The organism is Sulfurimonas sp. (assembly GCF_019429335.1).
GTDB lineage: Bacteria > Campylobacterota > Campylobacteria > Campylobacterales > Sulfurimonadaceae > Sulfurimonas.
Genome location: NZ_JAHYJB010000001.1, coordinates 149,537 through 164,835, shown reverse-complemented (window position 1 = coordinate 164,835; position 15,299 = coordinate 149,537). Strand labels below are relative to the sequence as shown.

Genomic DNA, 15,299 nt, shown 5'->3' with positions numbered 1-15,299 from the left:
TTTACTCACTAGTGAAGGTCTGCGTTTAGCTTAACTTCTCTCGTACTTCTCTGAACCACATATTGACCTGTTTGAGAGTTTTGTCTGAAGTGCAGTCCGTTAAGTCCTGCAAGCTCTGATGCTTTCATGATATTTTCAAGTTTTACATTTGGATTAACTTCTTGTATTTCAACCATCTCTTCATCGTTTACGCGTACTTTTATGCCTGCAAGAACTGCAAGCCCGCCATCAATAATACATCCATCACCAAGTGGGATTCCGCATGTTGAGTTTGCGCCAAGCAGCGTATTCTTACCGATAGTTATAGGATTTCCGTCAGTTCCGCTTAAAACACCGAGTATAGAAGCTCCGCCGCCGACGTCACTGCCTGCTCCAACTATCGCAGAGCTTGAAATTCTGCCCTCAACCATAACAGGTCCCGTAGTTCCTGCATTAAAGTTTACATATGACGCACCTGGCATTACGGTTGTTCCCGCTGCTAATTGCGCACCGAATCTAACTTTTGAAGTATCAAGTATGCGTGTGTTGTCTGCTGGAATAATGTGCTGTAGGAATCTTGGGAATTTATCTACAAAATCAATATGCGGATATTCGTTTGAGAGCTTTAGCTCAATCTCAAATTCTCTTAAGTAGTCAAGCTCGATTGGTCTGCCGTTTGACCAAGCAACGTTTGGAAGTGCGCCGAATGCGCCGTTTAGATTAATGCTTCTTATTGCAACTTTTGCCTGTGACATTGCATATAGTTTTAGGTAAGTTGCTTCAACACTCTTTAGCGGCTCATCTGCAAAAATAAATGTAACTTTGAACTCTCCGTCTTTTGAGCCGTTGGTTATGATTTGATTATAGAGTGCAGAGACTACCTGAATATTTTTATGTGCATCACCACAAGCCTCATCCGAATAAGGGGTAAATGCATTTAAACAGCTCTTCAAAAAAGCCGCATTAATATCATAAACAGCTTCGCTGGCATTAAAGTCTACATCTATCCCCTGTTCACTAAGTGCTTTTATAAAAATAGCCGCGCTGCCGAAGTTTTCATTCCAGTTGATTATCGGATAGGTAGCCTGAAGAGTTTTGCTAAGATTTAACTGTCCCATATCTACACGACATATGCCAAATGCCAAAGGATCTCTATATCCCTTTGTAGATGATTTTATGTTTTCTATAAGTGCCTTAAAAGCATCTGTAGTCTGAATGATTTCCATATATTCTCACTTAAATAATTTATTGAAAGTATTATACTTAAACATTACTAATATCTATTTAGTATATACTGTCGTTATGAATAGATGGATTGAACTTTTTAAAAAAAATGACATTACGGGCATCAAAAAATACCTAAGTGAGGGTGCTGATATTAACGAAGCAAATGAGACGGGGGAGTCTGTTTTAGCTTCGGCTCTAAGGCACAGATGCGACTTTGATTTAATTATGTTTTTAGTCGATAGCGGTGTAGATATTAATGATTTTGACGAAGAGGGCGTTACCATTTTTGATATGGCTGTCACATATGGAAATATAGATTTTGTAAAGTATCTTATCGCTCATGGCATAGATGTCGATAGCACAAAAAGAAGAAGCAGATTTACTCCGCTTATGGCTGCTGTTTGCTATGGAAGAAACGAGATAGTAAAACTTCTTCTAGAGCATGGCGCTAACAAAGATGCGGTTGATTCAAAAGGAATCAGCGTAACGGATTTTGCAAGAAAAACAAACAAGAAGAGTATTTTGGCGCTACTTGAATACGATGAAAACACCCCTAAAAACAGGAGCTACGCAAGATAGTTGTCTAACGCACATCCAGAAGTTTTACAAAGCTTTTGTAGCTGTCTATTATTTGTTGATTTTTTTGATTTTGCGTATAAAACTCGATAGCTTTTTTTCCAAGTCTAGGTATCTCATTTTTTACAGCCCAGCTGCTAACGGTTCCCTCCGGAACTTCTAAAATATTTGCAAGCTCTTTTTGTGTTATTTGAAGGGAGTTACATATATCTTTGACTACATTGCTTTTTGGTTTGGTTCTTTTTTGGCTTATATTAGACTTTAAAACCAATGTATCATTTATTGTCTCTTTTGCCAGCGCTGTTTCTACCGGCTTTTCTTGCTGTTTTACTTCCTCTTTTTCTACTTTATACTGGGTGTTTTTTGAGACCCATTTCATAACGTCTGAGGCGGTGATAACCCAATCTCTGTTATTGAATTTCGAAACTATGTCGGTTGTAAAAATAGAAGCGTTGTTTTTAGCAAACTCTTCGTTGGTCAGCTGAAAAAGCATTGAGAATGCAAGTTGCTGAGCTCCTGCACCTGTATGTCCCCAGTCAAAGCCGCTCTTTGAGAGAGCAAATAGTTCATATCTAAGCGGGAGTTCAAGTTCCCCGTATGTTACATACCTTGTTCCAAGCAGCGTTCTATGCCCCTTGAAGGCATGATTATTCCTAATGAGAGCCATTTTTTACCTTAGATTTTAAATGTGTAGTGATAATCAATCTTGCTAATTTTATCTTTTTTGTTTGATACAGAGAAACGATAAATAACATATATGGCAACGCTAAGCAGTAAGAATGCTATTAACCAAATCATCATGAGAAAATTCCTTGATTTTTACTTATTTAGCGAAATCGGCAATATTATAATTAAATTAAATTGTATTTAATATTTTTATCCTCAAGATAATCCAAAAAGAGCTTAAAATATTTTTCTACATGTAACTTATCTTCTCCAAACAGTGATATTTCAACAGAGGCTTTCGTGTCTTTTAGTATCGGCAGCGATGATAACTCAATGTCGCTCGGAACCTGTTTCATGATGTTTATAAGCGTATTTTCACTTGTCTGGGCGAGCAGGGTGAATCTATACTTTTGTACAGACGTGCTAAATAGTTTCTTAATGACGTCGCTAATCATCGGATGAGACATTTGCGGAAATCCGGGAGTAAAAAAGTATCTATCCTCTAGAGAAAAACCTGGCATGTTGTTTATGGGATTAAATAGAAGTTTAGAGTTCTGCGGTAAATCAGCCATGTAGATTCTGTGCGGAAATGCCTCTTCGCCAAATCTCTCTATGATGTTTTGCTCAAAAATTTTATGTCTCTCGAGAGGTTTAGAGGTAAATACCTCCGCGGCAATTTCCCTTGTCAAATCATCAGGAGTCGCACCTATGCCGCCAAAAGAGAACATAACACCACTCTTATCATCTTTTATAAGCTTGTAGATTTTTTTAATAAGATTTTCATCGTCTTTGATGATAAATGAGGCAAAAAGCACATGCCCATATTTTTGAAGTTCACTCTTTAAAAAGTCAAAGTGTTTGTCTTCTCTGCGTCCGTTTAGTATTTCACTGCCAATAATGCAAGCATAAAAATTCATGGAGTTCCTCTGTTTTTTACTCAATTATAGTTTAGGGATTGTTAGAATACTCTTATATAGAGTATAATTTCAGAACTAAATTATAAAAGGTGTTTTTTATGTCTTATGCACAACAATTACAAGAGTTGATAACGAAGAGCGTTATTCCAGATATTGATGAGAGATTGGATGAGATTTTTCAAGAGATTGCCGATAGCAAAGAGGCAAGTATAGATGCAAAAGATGAGATTGAAGATCTTAGAGAGTTTAAAGCAGACCTTCAAGATGTTTTAGAAGATATAGCAAACAACGATATCGATGAAGATGAGTGCAAAGAGTTGATAGCTGATATTTTAGAGGCTCAAAAGGGCGACGACGAAGACGATTTCGGATTTGAAGAGGATTAATCTTTAAATTCTTACATGTCAATTTAGTTTGACATGTAAAATTACCCTCCGCTAGCCTCTTTTAGAGCTTTTTCTCTTGCTTTGTCTTTTTTACTTTTTCCCTTGCCTTTGACAGGTTCAGGTCCTTTTAGTTTTATTGGAGCTTCTCCCCTTATTTCAAATCCCTCTATCTGCTCCATACTCAGATTTGTTTTACAACGCTTTTGAATGATATCAAAATGCGCTCTGTCCTCATGTGATATAAACGATATAGCCATTCCTGATTTTCCGGCTCTTGCAGTTCGTCCGATGCGGTGGATATAGTCAGTCGGAGAGCGTGGCAAGTCAAAGTTTATAACGCATGAGACATTACTGATATCCAATCCTCTTGCTGCTATATCCGTTGCGAAGAGTATGCGTATCTTTTTAGCCTTAAACTCATCTAGCGTAAGTGTGCGCTCACTCTGAAGCAAATCACCGTGAAAAGACTCAGCCTTGTAGCCGTACTTTTTAAACTTAGCCGCTATGTTGTCCGTGGCTCTTTTGTTCACCATAAATACAAGAACTTGCTCTAATTTTTCGCTATCGAGCAGGTGTCTTAGAAGCGGACCGCGATTTTCTCGGTTTACTAAAATTGCGCGCTGGAGAACACTCTGGACTGTCGGCACCTCTTGCTCTAGCGTTACTTGGAGTGGATTTTGTGTGATTTTTGAAGCAATATCCAAAATCTTTTGAGGATAGGTCGCCGAGAATAGGAGACTTTGACGTTTTTGCGGAATTACTTCAAGGATGGCGTTTAACTCCTCAAAAAAGCCAAGATTTAGCATCTTGTCCGCTTCATCCAGAACAAAAAACTCTAAGTGTGAAAGATTTGTCTGTTTTTTACTAAGCACATCAAGCAGTCTTCCCGAGGTCGCCACCAAGATATCGCACCCTTGCTGAATTGCGTAAATCTGCTCGCCTATGCTCTCTCCGCCGATAATGCTTACTACTTTTGGTTTTCTACTCAAACCTGCGCCAAAAGTGCAAAAAGCATCTGCAACTTGAAGCGTAAGCTCCCTTGTGGGAGTCAAAACAAGAGCTTTAATCTTTGCTTTTCCCTCACCCACACTCTTAGACCAAAGCTCCAAAATCGGCAGTACAAAGCTTGCACTTTTACCGCTTCCGGTCTGCGCCATTGCCATAATGTCGTTATGTTTTAACACAAGAGGGATAACTTCTTCTTGAATAGGAGTTGGCGTTGTAAAGCCGCTTTTTTTAAGTGCGCTTTGAATCTGCGGTGATAGTCCAAGTCTAGAAAATTGCATTTGTATTCCTCTAGTTAATTAAACGTATTTTATGAAATTTAGGCTTCAGAGTAGGTTTGTTTATAGCTAGTTTTAACTACATTTATATATAATCACATCAATAAAACAGAGAGGATAGATATGAGATTAATATTATTAGGAGCTCCAGGTGCGGGCAAGGGCACTCAAGCCCAATTTTTGACTAAAAGATATAACATTCCTCAGATTTCTACAGGGGATATGCTTCGCGCAGCTATAAAAGCGGGAACTGAGATGGGCAAGATGGCTAAGGCGGCGATGGACGCAGGCAAGCTTGTGACTGATGATATTATCATAGGTCTTGTAAAAGACAGAATCAAAGAAGATGACTGTAAAAACGGCTTTTTGCTAGATGGTTTTCCTCGTACACTTCCTCAGGCTGACGCTGTTACAAATGCGGGTATAGCGATTGACGCGGTTATAGAGATAGATGTTCCGGATGAAGAGATAGTAAAACGTATGTCAGGTCGCCGTGCACACTTGGCATCTGGGCGAACTTACCATTTAGTTTATAATCCGCCAAAAGTAGATGGCAAAGATGATGTGACTGGTGAAGATTTGGTTCAAAGAGATGACGATAAAGAAGAAGTCGTGCTCGATAGGCTAAAAGTTTATCATGAGCTTACAAAACCTCTTATCGGCTACTACAAAGAGCAGGCAAAAAAGATAGAGTCTATGACATATATAACTGTTGATGGGACTGCTGATATATCAGAAGTTGAAGCGGCTATCGTCTCAAAATTAGGTTAATTGAGCCCTTGTCGGGTTCAATTATATTTTAGAGTTTATAAAACTTTCCATCTCAAAAACTATTGTCTCAATAGTTCCTTCGCCAGATATTACATGTAAAAGATTTTTAGCCCTATAAAACGCTTGAATATCAGCCAAAGGCTTTGTGTAAACCTTCATACGGTTGTCAAATACTTCCGTGTTGTCGTCAGCTCCGCGAGCGCGACCAAGAACTCTGTCACGAGCGGTTTCTTCACTTACATGCACTTCTATAACGCTTGCAAGATAGAGAGATGAATCTACATGTAGATATTCATCTAAAGCATTTAACTGTTCCATGCTTCTTGGATATCCGTCGATGATGATTATATCCGTTGGAGCATTTTTGATGGCATTTACAATTGTCTCTATGGCTATTTTGATAGGAACAATAAGCCCTTTTGATATGTAGTTGTTTATTTCAGAACCAAGCTCGCTGCCGCTTGCAACTTCCGCTCTAAGCATGTCGCCTGTGGAGTAGTGTGTTATCTTGCTGTTTTGTTTGGCGATTAACTCTGCATCTGTAGTTTTACCGGAGCCTGGCGCTCCGATAATTAAAAAAAGTTTTTTACGACTCGGCATTTAGTGCCTCGCTGCATTGAATTTTAATTCTTATCACTATTTTACTTGTTCACGTAGTCTAATGTGTAAATCGCGAAGTTGATTGTTATCAACCGAACTCGGTGCTTTTGTAAGGATACAAGAAGCTTTTTGTGTTTTAGGGAATGCTATAACGTCACGGATGCTTGATTTTTTGGTTAAAAGCATCATAAGTCTGTCAAATCCGATTGCAAATCCGCCGTGCGGAGGAGCACCGAATTTAAGAGCGTCCAGTAAGAAGCCGAACTTCTCTTTAGCTTCCTCTTCCTCAATTCCAAGAAGTTTGAAAACCTCTTCTTGAACCTCAGGTTTGTGGATACGGATACTTCCACCACCTAGTTCTGTGCCGTTTAAAACGATATCATAAGCGATAGACTCTATCTCTTCCACATCATTCTTATCTGTATCTTTTGGCTGCGTAAACGGATGGTGAAGTGCTTTAACTCGTCCATCTTCAATCTCAAACATAGGGAAATCAACTACCCATACAAATTCGTAAGCGTCTTTGTCAACAAGGTTCATCTTTTCATGCTCTGCGATGAAGATTCTAAGACGTCCCATATAATCCCAAACAGTTTTTTTGTCTCCTGCGCCAAAGAAAACGACATCGCCGAGTTTCATATCTAGTCTCTCAACAAGAAGTGCAATGTCTGCATCGCTGAAGAATTTAGCAAGAGGACCTTTAAGACCATCCTCTTTCATCTGAAAATATCCAAGACCGTGTGCACCGAACTGGCGTACAAAATCCTCAAAACTCTTCATCTCTCTTTTTGAGAAAACCAAATCCGCACCTGGAACTTTTAGGGCTTTTATACGGTTAGTGTGAGGTTTTTTAGCTATATTTGTAAATATCTCGTTGTCACATCTAAGAAATATATCGATAACGTCAACCATCTTAAGGTCATATCTCAAATCAGGTTTGTCGCAGCCGTACCACTCCATGGCATTGCTGTATGTAATTCTGTTAAACGGTGGTTTAATATCTACACCGCAAGCTTTAAACATAGCAGTTAGCAGTTTTTCAGCCACCTCAATAACGTCTTCTTGGTCGCAGAAGCTCATTTCAACGTCTATTTGAGTAAATTCAGGCTGACGGTCAGCTCTTAAATCCTCGTCACGGAAACATTTTGCTATCTGAAAATATCTGTCAAATCCGCCAACCATTAAAAGCTGTTTGAAAAGTTGCGGTGATTGCGGAAGCGCGTAAAATTCTCCGCTGTGAACGCGAGAAGGAACCAGATAATCCCTTGCGCCCTCTGGAGTAGATTTTGTTAAAATCGGAGTTTCAACCTCTAGAAAGCCGTTTTCATCAAGTATATTTCTTGCAGCTATAGCAGCTTTTGAGCGAAGGCGAAACGCTTCATACATTGATGGGTCTCTAAGCTCTAAATAGCGATATTTAAGTCTTGTCTCTTCACCGACATTTTTATCTCCGATCACAAAAGGAATCGGAGCCGACTTGTTTTCAATAATAAGCTCTTTTACGATAATCTCAATCGCACCAGTTTTAAGACGCGGATTAACAAGACCCTCTCCGCGATGACGAACAGTTCCCTTTGCTATAAGCACATACTCATCACGAACACCGTCAGCCGCTTTGTGCGCTCCAGCGTTGTCTTCTGGGTCACATGTAAGCTGAATTATACCGCTCTTGTCTCTTAAATCGATAAAAATAATTCCGCCGTGGTCACGGTAGCTGTTTGCCCAGCCTGCTAGGACAACTTCTTGTCCTACGTTTGCTTCACTTAAATCTGTACAGTAATGACTTCTCATAAATATAGAGTCCTAGGTAATAATTTTTCGCGATTGTATCAAAACTTGGCTTATTGAACAATTAGTTGACTTTTTTGATTTGAATATTTTTATAATTTAACGCCAAAGAGTGTATAATTTACAAAAATATTTTAAAAGAGTTACATTGAAAAACAAAAAAATCAAAAAAATCGGTATTGTTTTAAGACCATCAACCCCCGAACTGAAAGAGGGTTATTCCAAGATGGAGACTATTTTTAAAAAGCATGCCATCGAAGTACTTCTTGAGGGCAACAGTGCCGAGATGATAGGCACTCAGGGACATGATTTTAAGAAAATATGCAAAGAGTGCGATTTTCTGGTCAGTTTTGGCGGTGACGGAACGCTGATATCTACTGTTAGAAAATCATTTGATTTTAACATCCCGATACTTGGCGTTTATGCAGGAAGCCTCGGATTTTTGGCAGATTTGTCTCTTGATGAGCTCGATGGTTTTGTTCAAAAGATGATTAAAAACAGATATAGAATCGATGAACGTGCAATGCTTGAAGCAACTGTTATAAAAAACTCTAAACAAGTAAAATACTATGCGTTTAACGACATTGTTCTCACCCGCACAAGAGTGTCAAATATGATACATATCGAGACATTGGTAGATTCCCAGTCATTTAACACATACTACGGTGACGGGGTTATTGTCTCAACTCCTACGGGTTCTACCGCTTACAATCTCTCGGCCGGCGGTCCTGTTCTATTTCCTATGAGCAATGTATTTGCCCTGACCCCGATATGCCCGCACTCACTTACACAGCGCTCGGTTGTTCTTCCTGGCAAATTTGCGATTGAGATGAAAACTTCCGAGGAGAGAGCCTTGATAATCATTGACGGACAAGATGTGCATGAGCTGGAACTAGGCGAGAGCGTACATATAAAACTCGCATCAAAAACGGTAAAGCTGATACACAAAAAGGAGTACAACTACTTTGATGTGCTAAAAGAGAAACTTAGATGGGGCGAATAGCCAGAAGGAGCTAAAATGTTTAGGTATATACTTCCAATTGTGCTGATTCTGTTTGCAGGATGCTCGACAAAAAAAGCAAATATAGATTATGACCCATCTTTTAATATGGCAACTCTATCTACATTTGCCGTGCTTTACAACGACACCGATAATCAAAGCGCGCTAAACGATGAGCGCATAGCCGAAGCAATTACGCATGAGATGCAAACAAAAGGGTACATTAGTGTGCCCGAGCATGAAGCAGATTTTCAGATAACTTTTCATAGTCTTATAAGAGAGGATGTTCCATCAAACGTAGGAGTAGGTCTTGGACTTGGCACGTTTTCAAGCGGACTTGGTCTCTCGCTGGGAACTGCAAGAGGGTTTTCAAGCGATGAAGGAACTCTTCTTATAAATATGGTTGACCCTGCAACGCAAAAAATATTTTGGTACACAAAGCTAACTAAGAAAATCGAGAGTTTCAAAACGCCGCAGGAGCGTGCCAAATACTTCAATGAGACAGTCACTGCAATGCTTAAAGAGTTTCCCGTAAAATAACTACATGTAGAAACAAAACGATAGAGTTTAGATTTTAACAATAAAAAAGTATAATTTGCAATATTTCAGAAGGTACGTATAAATGATAGAGAGATTTTACCTAAAAGAGTACCTCAGTTTTAAAGAGGTTGAACTGGATTTAAAATCTGGGCTTGTAGTATTTACCGGTCCAAGCGGAAGCGGAAAGTCAATTTTGATGAATTCTGTTTTGGCAACATTCGGTGGCGAGTCTTGCGATGCCGCACTTTGTGAGTCTACCGTAACGTGGGAACTGGCTGCGCAAGATGACGCCATAGAGTTTGACGAGGTAAATATTTTTAAACATATAAAAAAAGATAAATCAAGATACTTTATAAACAACCAAAGCATCTCCAAAAAAGCCATAAACGCTCTTGCTTCTAGATACCTAAAACAGCTCTCACTGAGGGACTTCAGCGATTTTGAAAATGAAAATCTCCTATCAATCATAGATAGCAGACTGGATGCGAAAAAGCATAATGCAAATGAACTCAAAAGCGTGTACAAAGAGGCATTTTTAGAGCATCAAAAAGTAAAAAAAGAGCTTTTTACCATAGAAAATGAGCAGAAAAAAATTGTAGAACTTAAAGAGTTCGCAGCTTATGAGATTAAAAAAATAGAGGATGTGAATCCAAAAATATCCGAAGATATAGAGCTTTTAAATATCAAAAAAGAGCTCTCAAAAAAAGAGAAAGCACTTGAGGCTATATCAAAGGCAGGTGCGATTTTTGAACATGAACACAACGTTTTTAACGCTCTTGATTTGCTAAATGTTGATAGCTCCTTTTTTAGCGACAGCATGAATGAGCTTAGAGCGCTTATGGAGAGTGCACAGGAGAGACTTAACATGCTTGACGAGGTTGATGTCGAGGATGTTTTAAACCGTATTGAGCTTCTTGGTGATTTAAAAAGAAGATACGGAAGCATAGAAGATGCCCTGAAGTATAAAGAACAAAAGATTCAAGAACTTGCAAAATATGAAAATATAGAGATTGCAAAGGGCGATTTAGAGCACAGAGAAGCAGTTCTTGGCAAAAAAGTCAGAGAGATTGCAGATAGACTTAGCGCTCTTAGAAAAAGCGAGATAGAGTCATTCAACAGTGATTTAAACAGATATCTAAAAGAGCTCTATCTGCGTGATGCAAAATCGGAGTTAAAAGATAGGGAGTATGGACCTTTTGGAAAAGATGAGATAGTTTTAAAACTAAACTCAACCGACCTGCAAAAGGTAAGTACAGGCGAGTTTAACAGGTTACGTCTTGCTATTTTGGCTCTAAAGTCTGAGCTTATGAGCAAAGATGGAGGAGTATTGATGCTTGATGAGATAGACGCAAACCTAAGTGGTGAAGAGTCAATGAGTGTTGCAAAGGTGCTAAAACAGCTCTCAAAACATTTTCAAATATTTGTTATTTCTCATCAGCCACAGCTTACCTCGATGGGCGACCAGCACTTTTTGGTCTATAAAAATGGCGATGAATCGCATGCAAGAGAGCTAAATTTTGATGAGAGAGTTGATGAGATAGCCAGAATAATAAGCGGCGAGAGCATCACGCAAGAGGCTAGAGGGTTTGCTAAAGAACTTCTTGGGCTAAATAAAAATGAGAAATTATGATAGTTGACACGCATGTACATCTAGATGATGAGAGATACAGAGATGATTTGGATGAAGTTCTGCACAGAGCCAGAGAGGGTGGAATTAAGCGTTTTATTATCCCCGGAGCTGATCCAAAAAACCTCCAAAGAGCCATAGAGATTGCACAAAACAACGATGACGTCTATTTTGCAGTAGGTGTTCATCCTTATGATATTGATGCGTTTGACACACAAGAGCTTCAAATGTACATAAACCATCCAAAGTGCGTGGCAGTGGGCGAATGCGGGCTTGACTATTTCAGGTTTGAGGGAACTGATGAAGCCAAAGAGAGAGAAAAGGAGCGCCAAAAAGAGGTCTTTATTGCTCAGATAGAGCTTGCAAAGAGCCATAAAAAGCCACTTATCGTGCATATCAGAGATGCATCAAGGGATTCAAAAGAGATACTTTTAAAATACAATGCTAAAGTGGTTGGGGGAGTATTGCACTGCTATAATGCAGATGAGGAGCTTCTAAGCCTTGCAAATGAGGGTTTTTACTTTGGAATAGGGGGAGTTTTAACCTTTAGCAATGCAAAAAAGCTTCTACATGCAGTTCCCAAAATCCCGTATGACAAGCTTCTTATCGAAACAGACGGTCCATATTTAACGCCTACGCCCCACAGAGGCAAAAGAAATGAGCCGCTTTATACCACTTTTGTTGCAAAAAAAATGTCAGAACTTTTAGATATTAGCCTTGAAGAGATAGAAAAAATAACTTCTCAAAATGCCTACAGGCTCTTTGATATTTCTTAATATCATAAATTCTTAGCTTTTTATTAATATTATTTTGATAGAATCTATTCGTTTAAACTAAAAACAAGAGCTGCAAATTGAAAAAAATCATATTTCTTTTATTACCATTTTTGCTAAGCGCAAATCTTATGTACACCACAAATTACACCAAAGAGATAGGCATTCTGGAGTCGTTTGACATAGAGTCATCTTTTTTGTATGACCCAATAATGAACCAGATGAAAAACAGCAAAAAAGAGGTCTACAAAGACCAGCGCTTTTTTCAGGCAATGGATGATGCATATATCTTTATTCCTGCAGTTAAAAACATTTTGGCTCAAAACGGCGTGCCTCCCGAATTTCTTTTTCTTGCCATGGCGGAGTCAAATTTTTCCACAAAGGCATATTCCGTAAAAAAAGCATCCGGATTTTGGCAGTTTATGCCACAGACCGGCAAAATATACGGCCTTAGAATTGATGAGTATGTTGATGAGAGAAGAGATTTGGTAAAATCGACCGAGGCCGCCGCAAGATATCTAAAAGATTTACATAACCAGTTCGGAAAATGGTATTTGGCAGCTATTGCATATAACTGCGGAGGCGGAAGGCTAAGCAGAGCAATCAAGAGTGCGGGTACCGATGAGCTCTCTGTTTTGCTAGACCCTAAAATGAAGTATATCCCAAGAGAGAGCAGGCTCTATATAAGAAGAATTGTATCACTTGCTTTGGTTGGAAATGATGAGCAGTTTTTGTTAAAGAGCGAGTATGAGCATCTTTTAAACAGAGCAAACGCATACTCCATCTCTACTGTAAAAGTACCAAGAGGTGAGTCGTTAAAGAGAGTTTCTGAGTTAGTGGGTATTCCTATCGCGGAGCTGCAAAGGTTAAACAGACACTTAAAATATGACTTTGTACCGCCATATATAAATGGATACGAGATACATATACCATATATCAAACTATTAGAGTTTAAGCAGAAGTATTTTGAGGATGAGATAAAAAATATCTACAGGGTACATATTGTTAAAAAAGGCGACAGTCTCTTTGGAATAGGCAAGATGTATAATGTACCGCACAGTGTAATCAAAGACTTTAACGCTCTTAAACACAATAGACTCAGTCTGAATCAAAAATTAATAATTCCGATAAACAATAAGGCTAATGTGGAAAAAATGACCAAAGAGTTTTATTATATGGTTAAAAAGGGAGATACGCTGGCCTCTATTTCAAAACAATACAAAGTCAGTGTTCAAGATATAAAAATTCAAAACAAGCTTAATGGCAACATAATCAGAGAAGGAGAGAGATTAAAACTGCATGAGTAAAATATCTATTTTTATTATTATATCGTTACTGATACTCTCTACTGGATGCAGCACAAAAGGTAGCAGAACCTACACTAGCTACTCCTCTGAGAAAAATTCTTACAGCCCTGTTGTAAATAAAAAGGATTATAGCCATCCCACAATGAGACCTTATGTCATCAGAGGGATAAGGTATTATCCTACTGTTGTAAACGTAGGCGATGAGTTTAAAGGTAACGCAAGTTGGTATGGTTCTGATTTTCACGGCAAATTAACCTCTAACGGTGAGACATACAACATGTATGATATGACGGCAGCGCACAAAACTCTGCCTATGAACACGATTGTAAAGGTTACAAATCTAAAAAATGGTCTTAATACTGTTGTGAGGATAAACGACAGAGGTCCGTTTATCGCCACTAGAATAATAGATTTGTCAAACACGGCAGCTCGTAAAATAGATATGATTGGTGCAGGAACAGCGCCTGTAAAAATAGAAGTACTTGGTTTTCACTCAAAGGGACAAAAACATGTTCCTATTCAGCAGGAGCTGAAAAAAATCCCTCAAGACCAGGGCATGAACGGCTTTGCTCTTCAGATTGCATCTTTTTCAAGATTTGAGGGAGCTTTGACAACCCAGAAAAAATATGACAATACAGACGGATACAATACGGTTATTAAAGACGTTGAGACGCAAAGAGGCAGGATATTCAAGGTATGGCTAAAGGGCTTTAGAAGTGAAGCAGAAGCAAGAGATTATTTAGCGCTTGGAAATTTTAAAGACTCATTTATTGTGAGAGAGGATTAAAAAAATAATGATTAGCAAAAGCAGAAAAACAAAAGAGACGGATATTTCGGTTTCACTCTCTGTGAATGGAAACGGAAAAAGCAAAATAGATACGGGTATCGGATTTTTAGACCACATGCTTGAGAGTTTTTCAAAGCACTCCTTGATTAATTTGGATATTTCATGCAAGGGCGATACACATATAGATGATCACCACAGTGTCGAAGATATCGGTATTGTGCTTGGTTCTCTTTTGGCTCAGGCTATCTATCCTGTTGAAAATATGGAGCGTTTTGGAAGCGCAAATATCGTAATGGATGAGGCATGCGTGAGCTGTAATCTGGATCTTAGCAACCGCCCATATCTTGTTTATGAAGTTAATGTTGCGGGAAAAGTAGGACAGTTTGACGCGGAGCTTGTGGAAGAATTTTTCAAAGCTTTTGTTTCAAATGCTAGAATAAGCGCACATATAGTCGCTCTTAGAGGAAAAAACAAACACCATATTATTGAGGCCGCTTTTAAATCGATTGCCGTTGCACTTCGCCGTGCTATGCAAAAAAACGATAGAGTCGGCATTCCAAGTACAAAAGATGTACTTTGATTAAGTTGATAGTATTAGACGTAGACGGATGCCTAACTGACGGCAGAATAATATACACGTCTGATGGCGGTGAGATAAAGAACTTTAACGTAAAAGACGGTCTTGCAATCAGCTCATGGATTAATATGGGCAATCATGCAGCAATTATAACGGGCAGAAACTCAAAAATAGTTCAAAAAAGAGCCGATGAACTTGGCATAAAACATCTGTTTCAAGGTGTTAAAGATAAAGAGAAAGTCTTAAACGAACTTATTGACTCTCTAGGCTTTAAATATTATGAAGTCGGAGCCATCGGCGATGATTTAAATGACTACAAAATGCTGCGCAGCGTAGGCAGAAGTTTTACCCCAAAAGACGCTGTTAAAGAGGTTAAAGAGCTTGTTGACACGGTTCTTACATGTAATGGTGGCGAAGGTGCAGTCCGAGAGATGATAGACATCCTAGTTGACGAATGTGATTTGAGAGAACAATTTATGGCTGTTTGGTTATAAT

Annotated in this window: 18 protein-coding genes; 11 read left to right on the top strand and 7 right to left on the bottom strand. The window is 38.8% G+C overall.

Going from position 1 to position 15,299, the window contains the following annotated elements:
• Positions 1 to 8: 8 nt before the first annotated feature.
• Positions 9 to 1,205: a tetrahydrodipicolinate N-succinyltransferase N-terminal domain-containing protein gene (locus K0A91_RS00940; protein WP_295007234.1), complete on the bottom strand. Its 1,197-nt coding sequence runs from the start codon at positions 1,203 to 1,205 to the stop codon at positions 9 to 11.
• 76 nt (positions 1,206 to 1,281) lie between these two features.
• Here K0A91_RS00940 and K0A91_RS00935 point away from each other — a divergent pair, with 76 nt between their 5' ends.
• Positions 1,282 to 1,785: an ankyrin repeat domain-containing protein gene (locus K0A91_RS00935; protein ID WP_295007232.1), complete on the top strand. Its 504-nt coding sequence runs from the start codon at positions 1,282 to 1,284 to the stop codon at positions 1,783 to 1,785.
• Positions 1,786 to 1,789: 4 nt separating this feature from the next.
• Here the strand turns inward: K0A91_RS00935 and K0A91_RS00930 are convergent, their stop codons facing one another.
• Genes K0A91_RS00930 through K0A91_RS00920 form a run of 3 tightly spaced genes read right to left on the bottom strand, consistent with a single transcriptional unit; the run spans position 1,790 to position 3,365 of the window.
• Positions 1,790 to 2,449, bottom strand: coding sequence for a DUF6166 domain-containing protein (locus K0A91_RS00930; protein ID WP_295007230.1), 660 nt, complete (start codon positions 2,447 to 2,449; stop codon positions 1,790 to 1,792).
• 8 nt (positions 2,450 to 2,457) lie between these two features.
• Positions 2,458 to 2,583: a hypothetical protein gene (locus K0A91_RS00925; RefSeq protein ID WP_295007228.1), complete on the bottom strand. Its 126-nt coding sequence runs from the start codon at positions 2,581 to 2,583 to the stop codon at positions 2,458 to 2,460.
• 50 nt (positions 2,584 to 2,633) lie between these two features.
• Complete coding sequence (locus K0A91_RS00920) at positions 2,634 to 3,365, bottom strand: molybdopterin-binding protein (RefSeq protein ID WP_295007226.1); 732 nt, start codon at positions 3,363 to 3,365, stop codon at positions 2,634 to 2,636.
• A gap of 98 nt (positions 3,366 to 3,463) precedes the next feature.
• On the opposite strand from K0A91_RS00920, the gene K0A91_RS00915 reads away from it, so the two are divergent.
• Positions 3,464 to 3,751 carry a hypothetical protein gene (locus tag K0A91_RS00915; RefSeq protein WP_295007223.1) on the top strand — a complete coding sequence of 96 codons (288 nt, stop codon included), beginning with the start codon at positions 3,464 to 3,466 and terminating at the stop codon, positions 3,749 to 3,751.
• Positions 3,752 to 3,792: 41 nt separating this feature from the next.
• Here K0A91_RS00915 and K0A91_RS00910 read toward each other — a convergent pair whose 3' ends face one another.
• A complete protein-coding gene (locus tag K0A91_RS00910; RefSeq protein WP_295007221.1) occupies positions 3,793 to 5,037 on the bottom strand; it encodes a DEAD/DEAH box helicase in 1,245 nt (414 codons plus the stop codon).
• A gap of 120 nt (positions 5,038 to 5,157) precedes the next feature.
• Here K0A91_RS00910 and adk point away from each other — a divergent pair, with 120 nt between their 5' ends.
• Complete coding sequence (gene adk, locus K0A91_RS00905) at positions 5,158 to 5,805, top strand: adenylate kinase (protein WP_295007219.1); 648 nt, start codon at positions 5,158 to 5,160, stop codon at positions 5,803 to 5,805.
• A gap of 21 nt (positions 5,806 to 5,826) precedes the next feature.
• On the opposite strand, the gene K0A91_RS00900 is transcribed toward adk, so the two are convergent.
• Positions 5,827 to 6,405, bottom strand: a complete 579-nt coding sequence (locus tag K0A91_RS00900; protein WP_295007218.1) for an adenylate kinase — start codon at positions 6,403 to 6,405, stop codon at positions 5,827 to 5,829.
• A gap of 36 nt (positions 6,406 to 6,441) precedes the next feature.
• Complete coding sequence (aspS, locus tag K0A91_RS00895; RefSeq protein ID WP_295007216.1) at positions 6,442 to 8,196, bottom strand: aspartate--tRNA ligase; 1,755 nt, start codon at positions 8,194 to 8,196, stop codon at positions 6,442 to 6,444.
• A 145-nt stretch (positions 8,197 to 8,341) separates the two neighbouring features.
• On the opposite strand from aspS, the gene K0A91_RS00890 reads away from it, so the two are divergent.
• The 8 genes from K0A91_RS00890 (at position 8,342) to K0A91_RS00855 (ending at position 15,298) form a co-directional block, all read left to right on the top strand.
• Positions 8,342 to 9,196, top strand: coding sequence for an NAD(+)/NADH kinase (locus K0A91_RS00890; RefSeq protein ID WP_295007214.1), 855 nt, complete (start codon positions 8,342 to 8,344; stop codon positions 9,194 to 9,196).
• A 15-nt stretch (positions 9,197 to 9,211) separates the two neighbouring features.
• The gene (locus K0A91_RS00885) at positions 9,212 to 9,733 is read left to right on the top strand and encodes a DUF4136 domain-containing protein (RefSeq protein WP_295007212.1); all 522 of its coding nucleotides are present in this window, start codon (positions 9,212 to 9,214) and stop codon (positions 9,731 to 9,733) included.
• 82 nt (positions 9,734 to 9,815) lie between these two features.
• Positions 9,816 to 11,363: an AAA family ATPase gene (locus K0A91_RS00880; protein ID WP_295007210.1), complete on the top strand. Its 1,548-nt coding sequence runs from the start codon at positions 9,816 to 9,818 to the stop codon at positions 11,361 to 11,363.
• Positions 11,360 to 12,136 (top strand): TatD family hydrolase, encoded by a 777-nt coding sequence (locus K0A91_RS00875; protein ID WP_295007208.1) that lies wholly within the window; start codon positions 11,360 to 11,362, stop codon positions 12,134 to 12,136. Before K0A91_RS00880 ends, K0A91_RS00875 begins: the two co-directional genes overlap by 4 nt.
• 77 nt (positions 12,137 to 12,213) lie before the next feature.
• Positions 12,214 to 13,440 carry a lytic transglycosylase domain-containing protein gene (locus tag K0A91_RS00870; RefSeq protein WP_295007206.1) on the top strand — a complete coding sequence of 409 codons (1,227 nt, stop codon included), beginning with the start codon at positions 12,214 to 12,216 and terminating at the stop codon, positions 13,438 to 13,440.
• Positions 13,433 to 14,227, top strand: coding sequence for a septal ring lytic transglycosylase RlpA family protein (locus tag K0A91_RS00865; protein ID WP_295007204.1), 795 nt, complete (start codon positions 13,433 to 13,435; stop codon positions 14,225 to 14,227). The genes K0A91_RS00870 and K0A91_RS00865 overlap by 8 nt, the downstream gene beginning before the upstream one ends.
• A gap of 7 nt (positions 14,228 to 14,234) precedes the next feature.
• Entirely contained in the window at positions 14,235 to 14,807 is a 573-nt protein-coding gene (gene hisB / locus K0A91_RS00860) for an imidazoleglycerol-phosphate dehydratase HisB (protein ID WP_295007202.1), read from the top strand.
• On the top strand, positions 14,804 to 15,298 hold the full coding sequence (locus K0A91_RS00855) for an HAD hydrolase family protein (RefSeq protein WP_295007200.1): 495 nt from the start codon (positions 14,804 to 14,806) through the stop codon (positions 15,296 to 15,298). The genes hisB and K0A91_RS00855 overlap by 4 nt, the downstream gene beginning before the upstream one ends.
• Position 15,299 lies beyond the last annotated feature (1 nt).

What these genes read in the sequence shown, in the direction of transcription:
- K0A91_RS00865 (WP_295007204.1), top strand. Translation starts at nt 13,433, where the DNA reads ATGAGTAAAATATCTATTTTTATTATTATATCGTTACTGATACTCTCT.
- adk (WP_295007219.1), top strand. Translation starts at nt 5,158, where the DNA reads ATGAGATTAATATTATTAGGAGCTCCAGGTGCGGGCAAGGGCACTCAA.
- K0A91_RS00910 (WP_295007221.1), bottom strand. Translation starts at nt 5,037, where the DNA reads ATGCAATTTTCTAGACTTGGACTATCACCGCAGATTCAAAGCGCACTT.
- K0A91_RS00930 (WP_295007230.1), bottom strand. Translation starts at nt 2,449, where the DNA reads ATGGCTCTCATTAGGAATAATCATGCCTTCAAGGGGCATAGAACGCTG.
- hisB (WP_295007202.1), top strand. Translation starts at nt 14,235, where the DNA reads ATGATTAGCAAAAGCAGAAAAACAAAAGAGACGGATATTTCGGTTTCA.
- K0A91_RS00880 (WP_295007210.1), top strand. Translation starts at nt 9,816, where the DNA reads ATGATAGAGAGATTTTACCTAAAAGAGTACCTCAGTTTTAAAGAGGTT.
- K0A91_RS00935 (WP_295007232.1), top strand. Translation starts at nt 1,282, where the DNA reads ATGAATAGATGGATTGAACTTTTTAAAAAAAATGACATTACGGGCATC.
- K0A91_RS00875 (WP_295007208.1), top strand. Translation starts at nt 11,360, where the DNA reads ATGATAGTTGACACGCATGTACATCTAGATGATGAGAGATACAGAGAT.
- aspS (WP_295007216.1), bottom strand. Translation starts at nt 8,196, where the DNA reads ATGAGAAGTCATTACTGTACAGATTTAAGTGAAGCAAACGTAGGACAA.
- K0A91_RS00885 (WP_295007212.1), top strand. Translation starts at nt 9,212, where the DNA reads ATGTTTAGGTATATACTTCCAATTGTGCTGATTCTGTTTGCAGGATGC.
- K0A91_RS00900 (WP_295007218.1), bottom strand. Translation starts at nt 6,405, where the DNA reads ATGCCGAGTCGTAAAAAACTTTTTTTAATTATCGGAGCGCCAGGCTCC.
- K0A91_RS00940 (WP_295007234.1), bottom strand. Translation starts at nt 1,205, where the DNA reads ATGGAAATCATTCAGACTACAGATGCTTTTAAGGCACTTATAGAAAAC.
- K0A91_RS00920 (WP_295007226.1), bottom strand. Translation starts at nt 3,365, where the DNA reads ATGAATTTTTATGCTTGCATTATTGGCAGTGAAATACTAAACGGACGC.
- K0A91_RS00925 (WP_295007228.1), bottom strand. Translation starts at nt 2,583, where the DNA reads ATGATGATTTGGTTAATAGCATTCTTACTGCTTAGCGTTGCCATATAT.
- K0A91_RS00915 (WP_295007223.1), top strand. Translation starts at nt 3,464, where the DNA reads ATGTCTTATGCACAACAATTACAAGAGTTGATAACGAAGAGCGTTATT.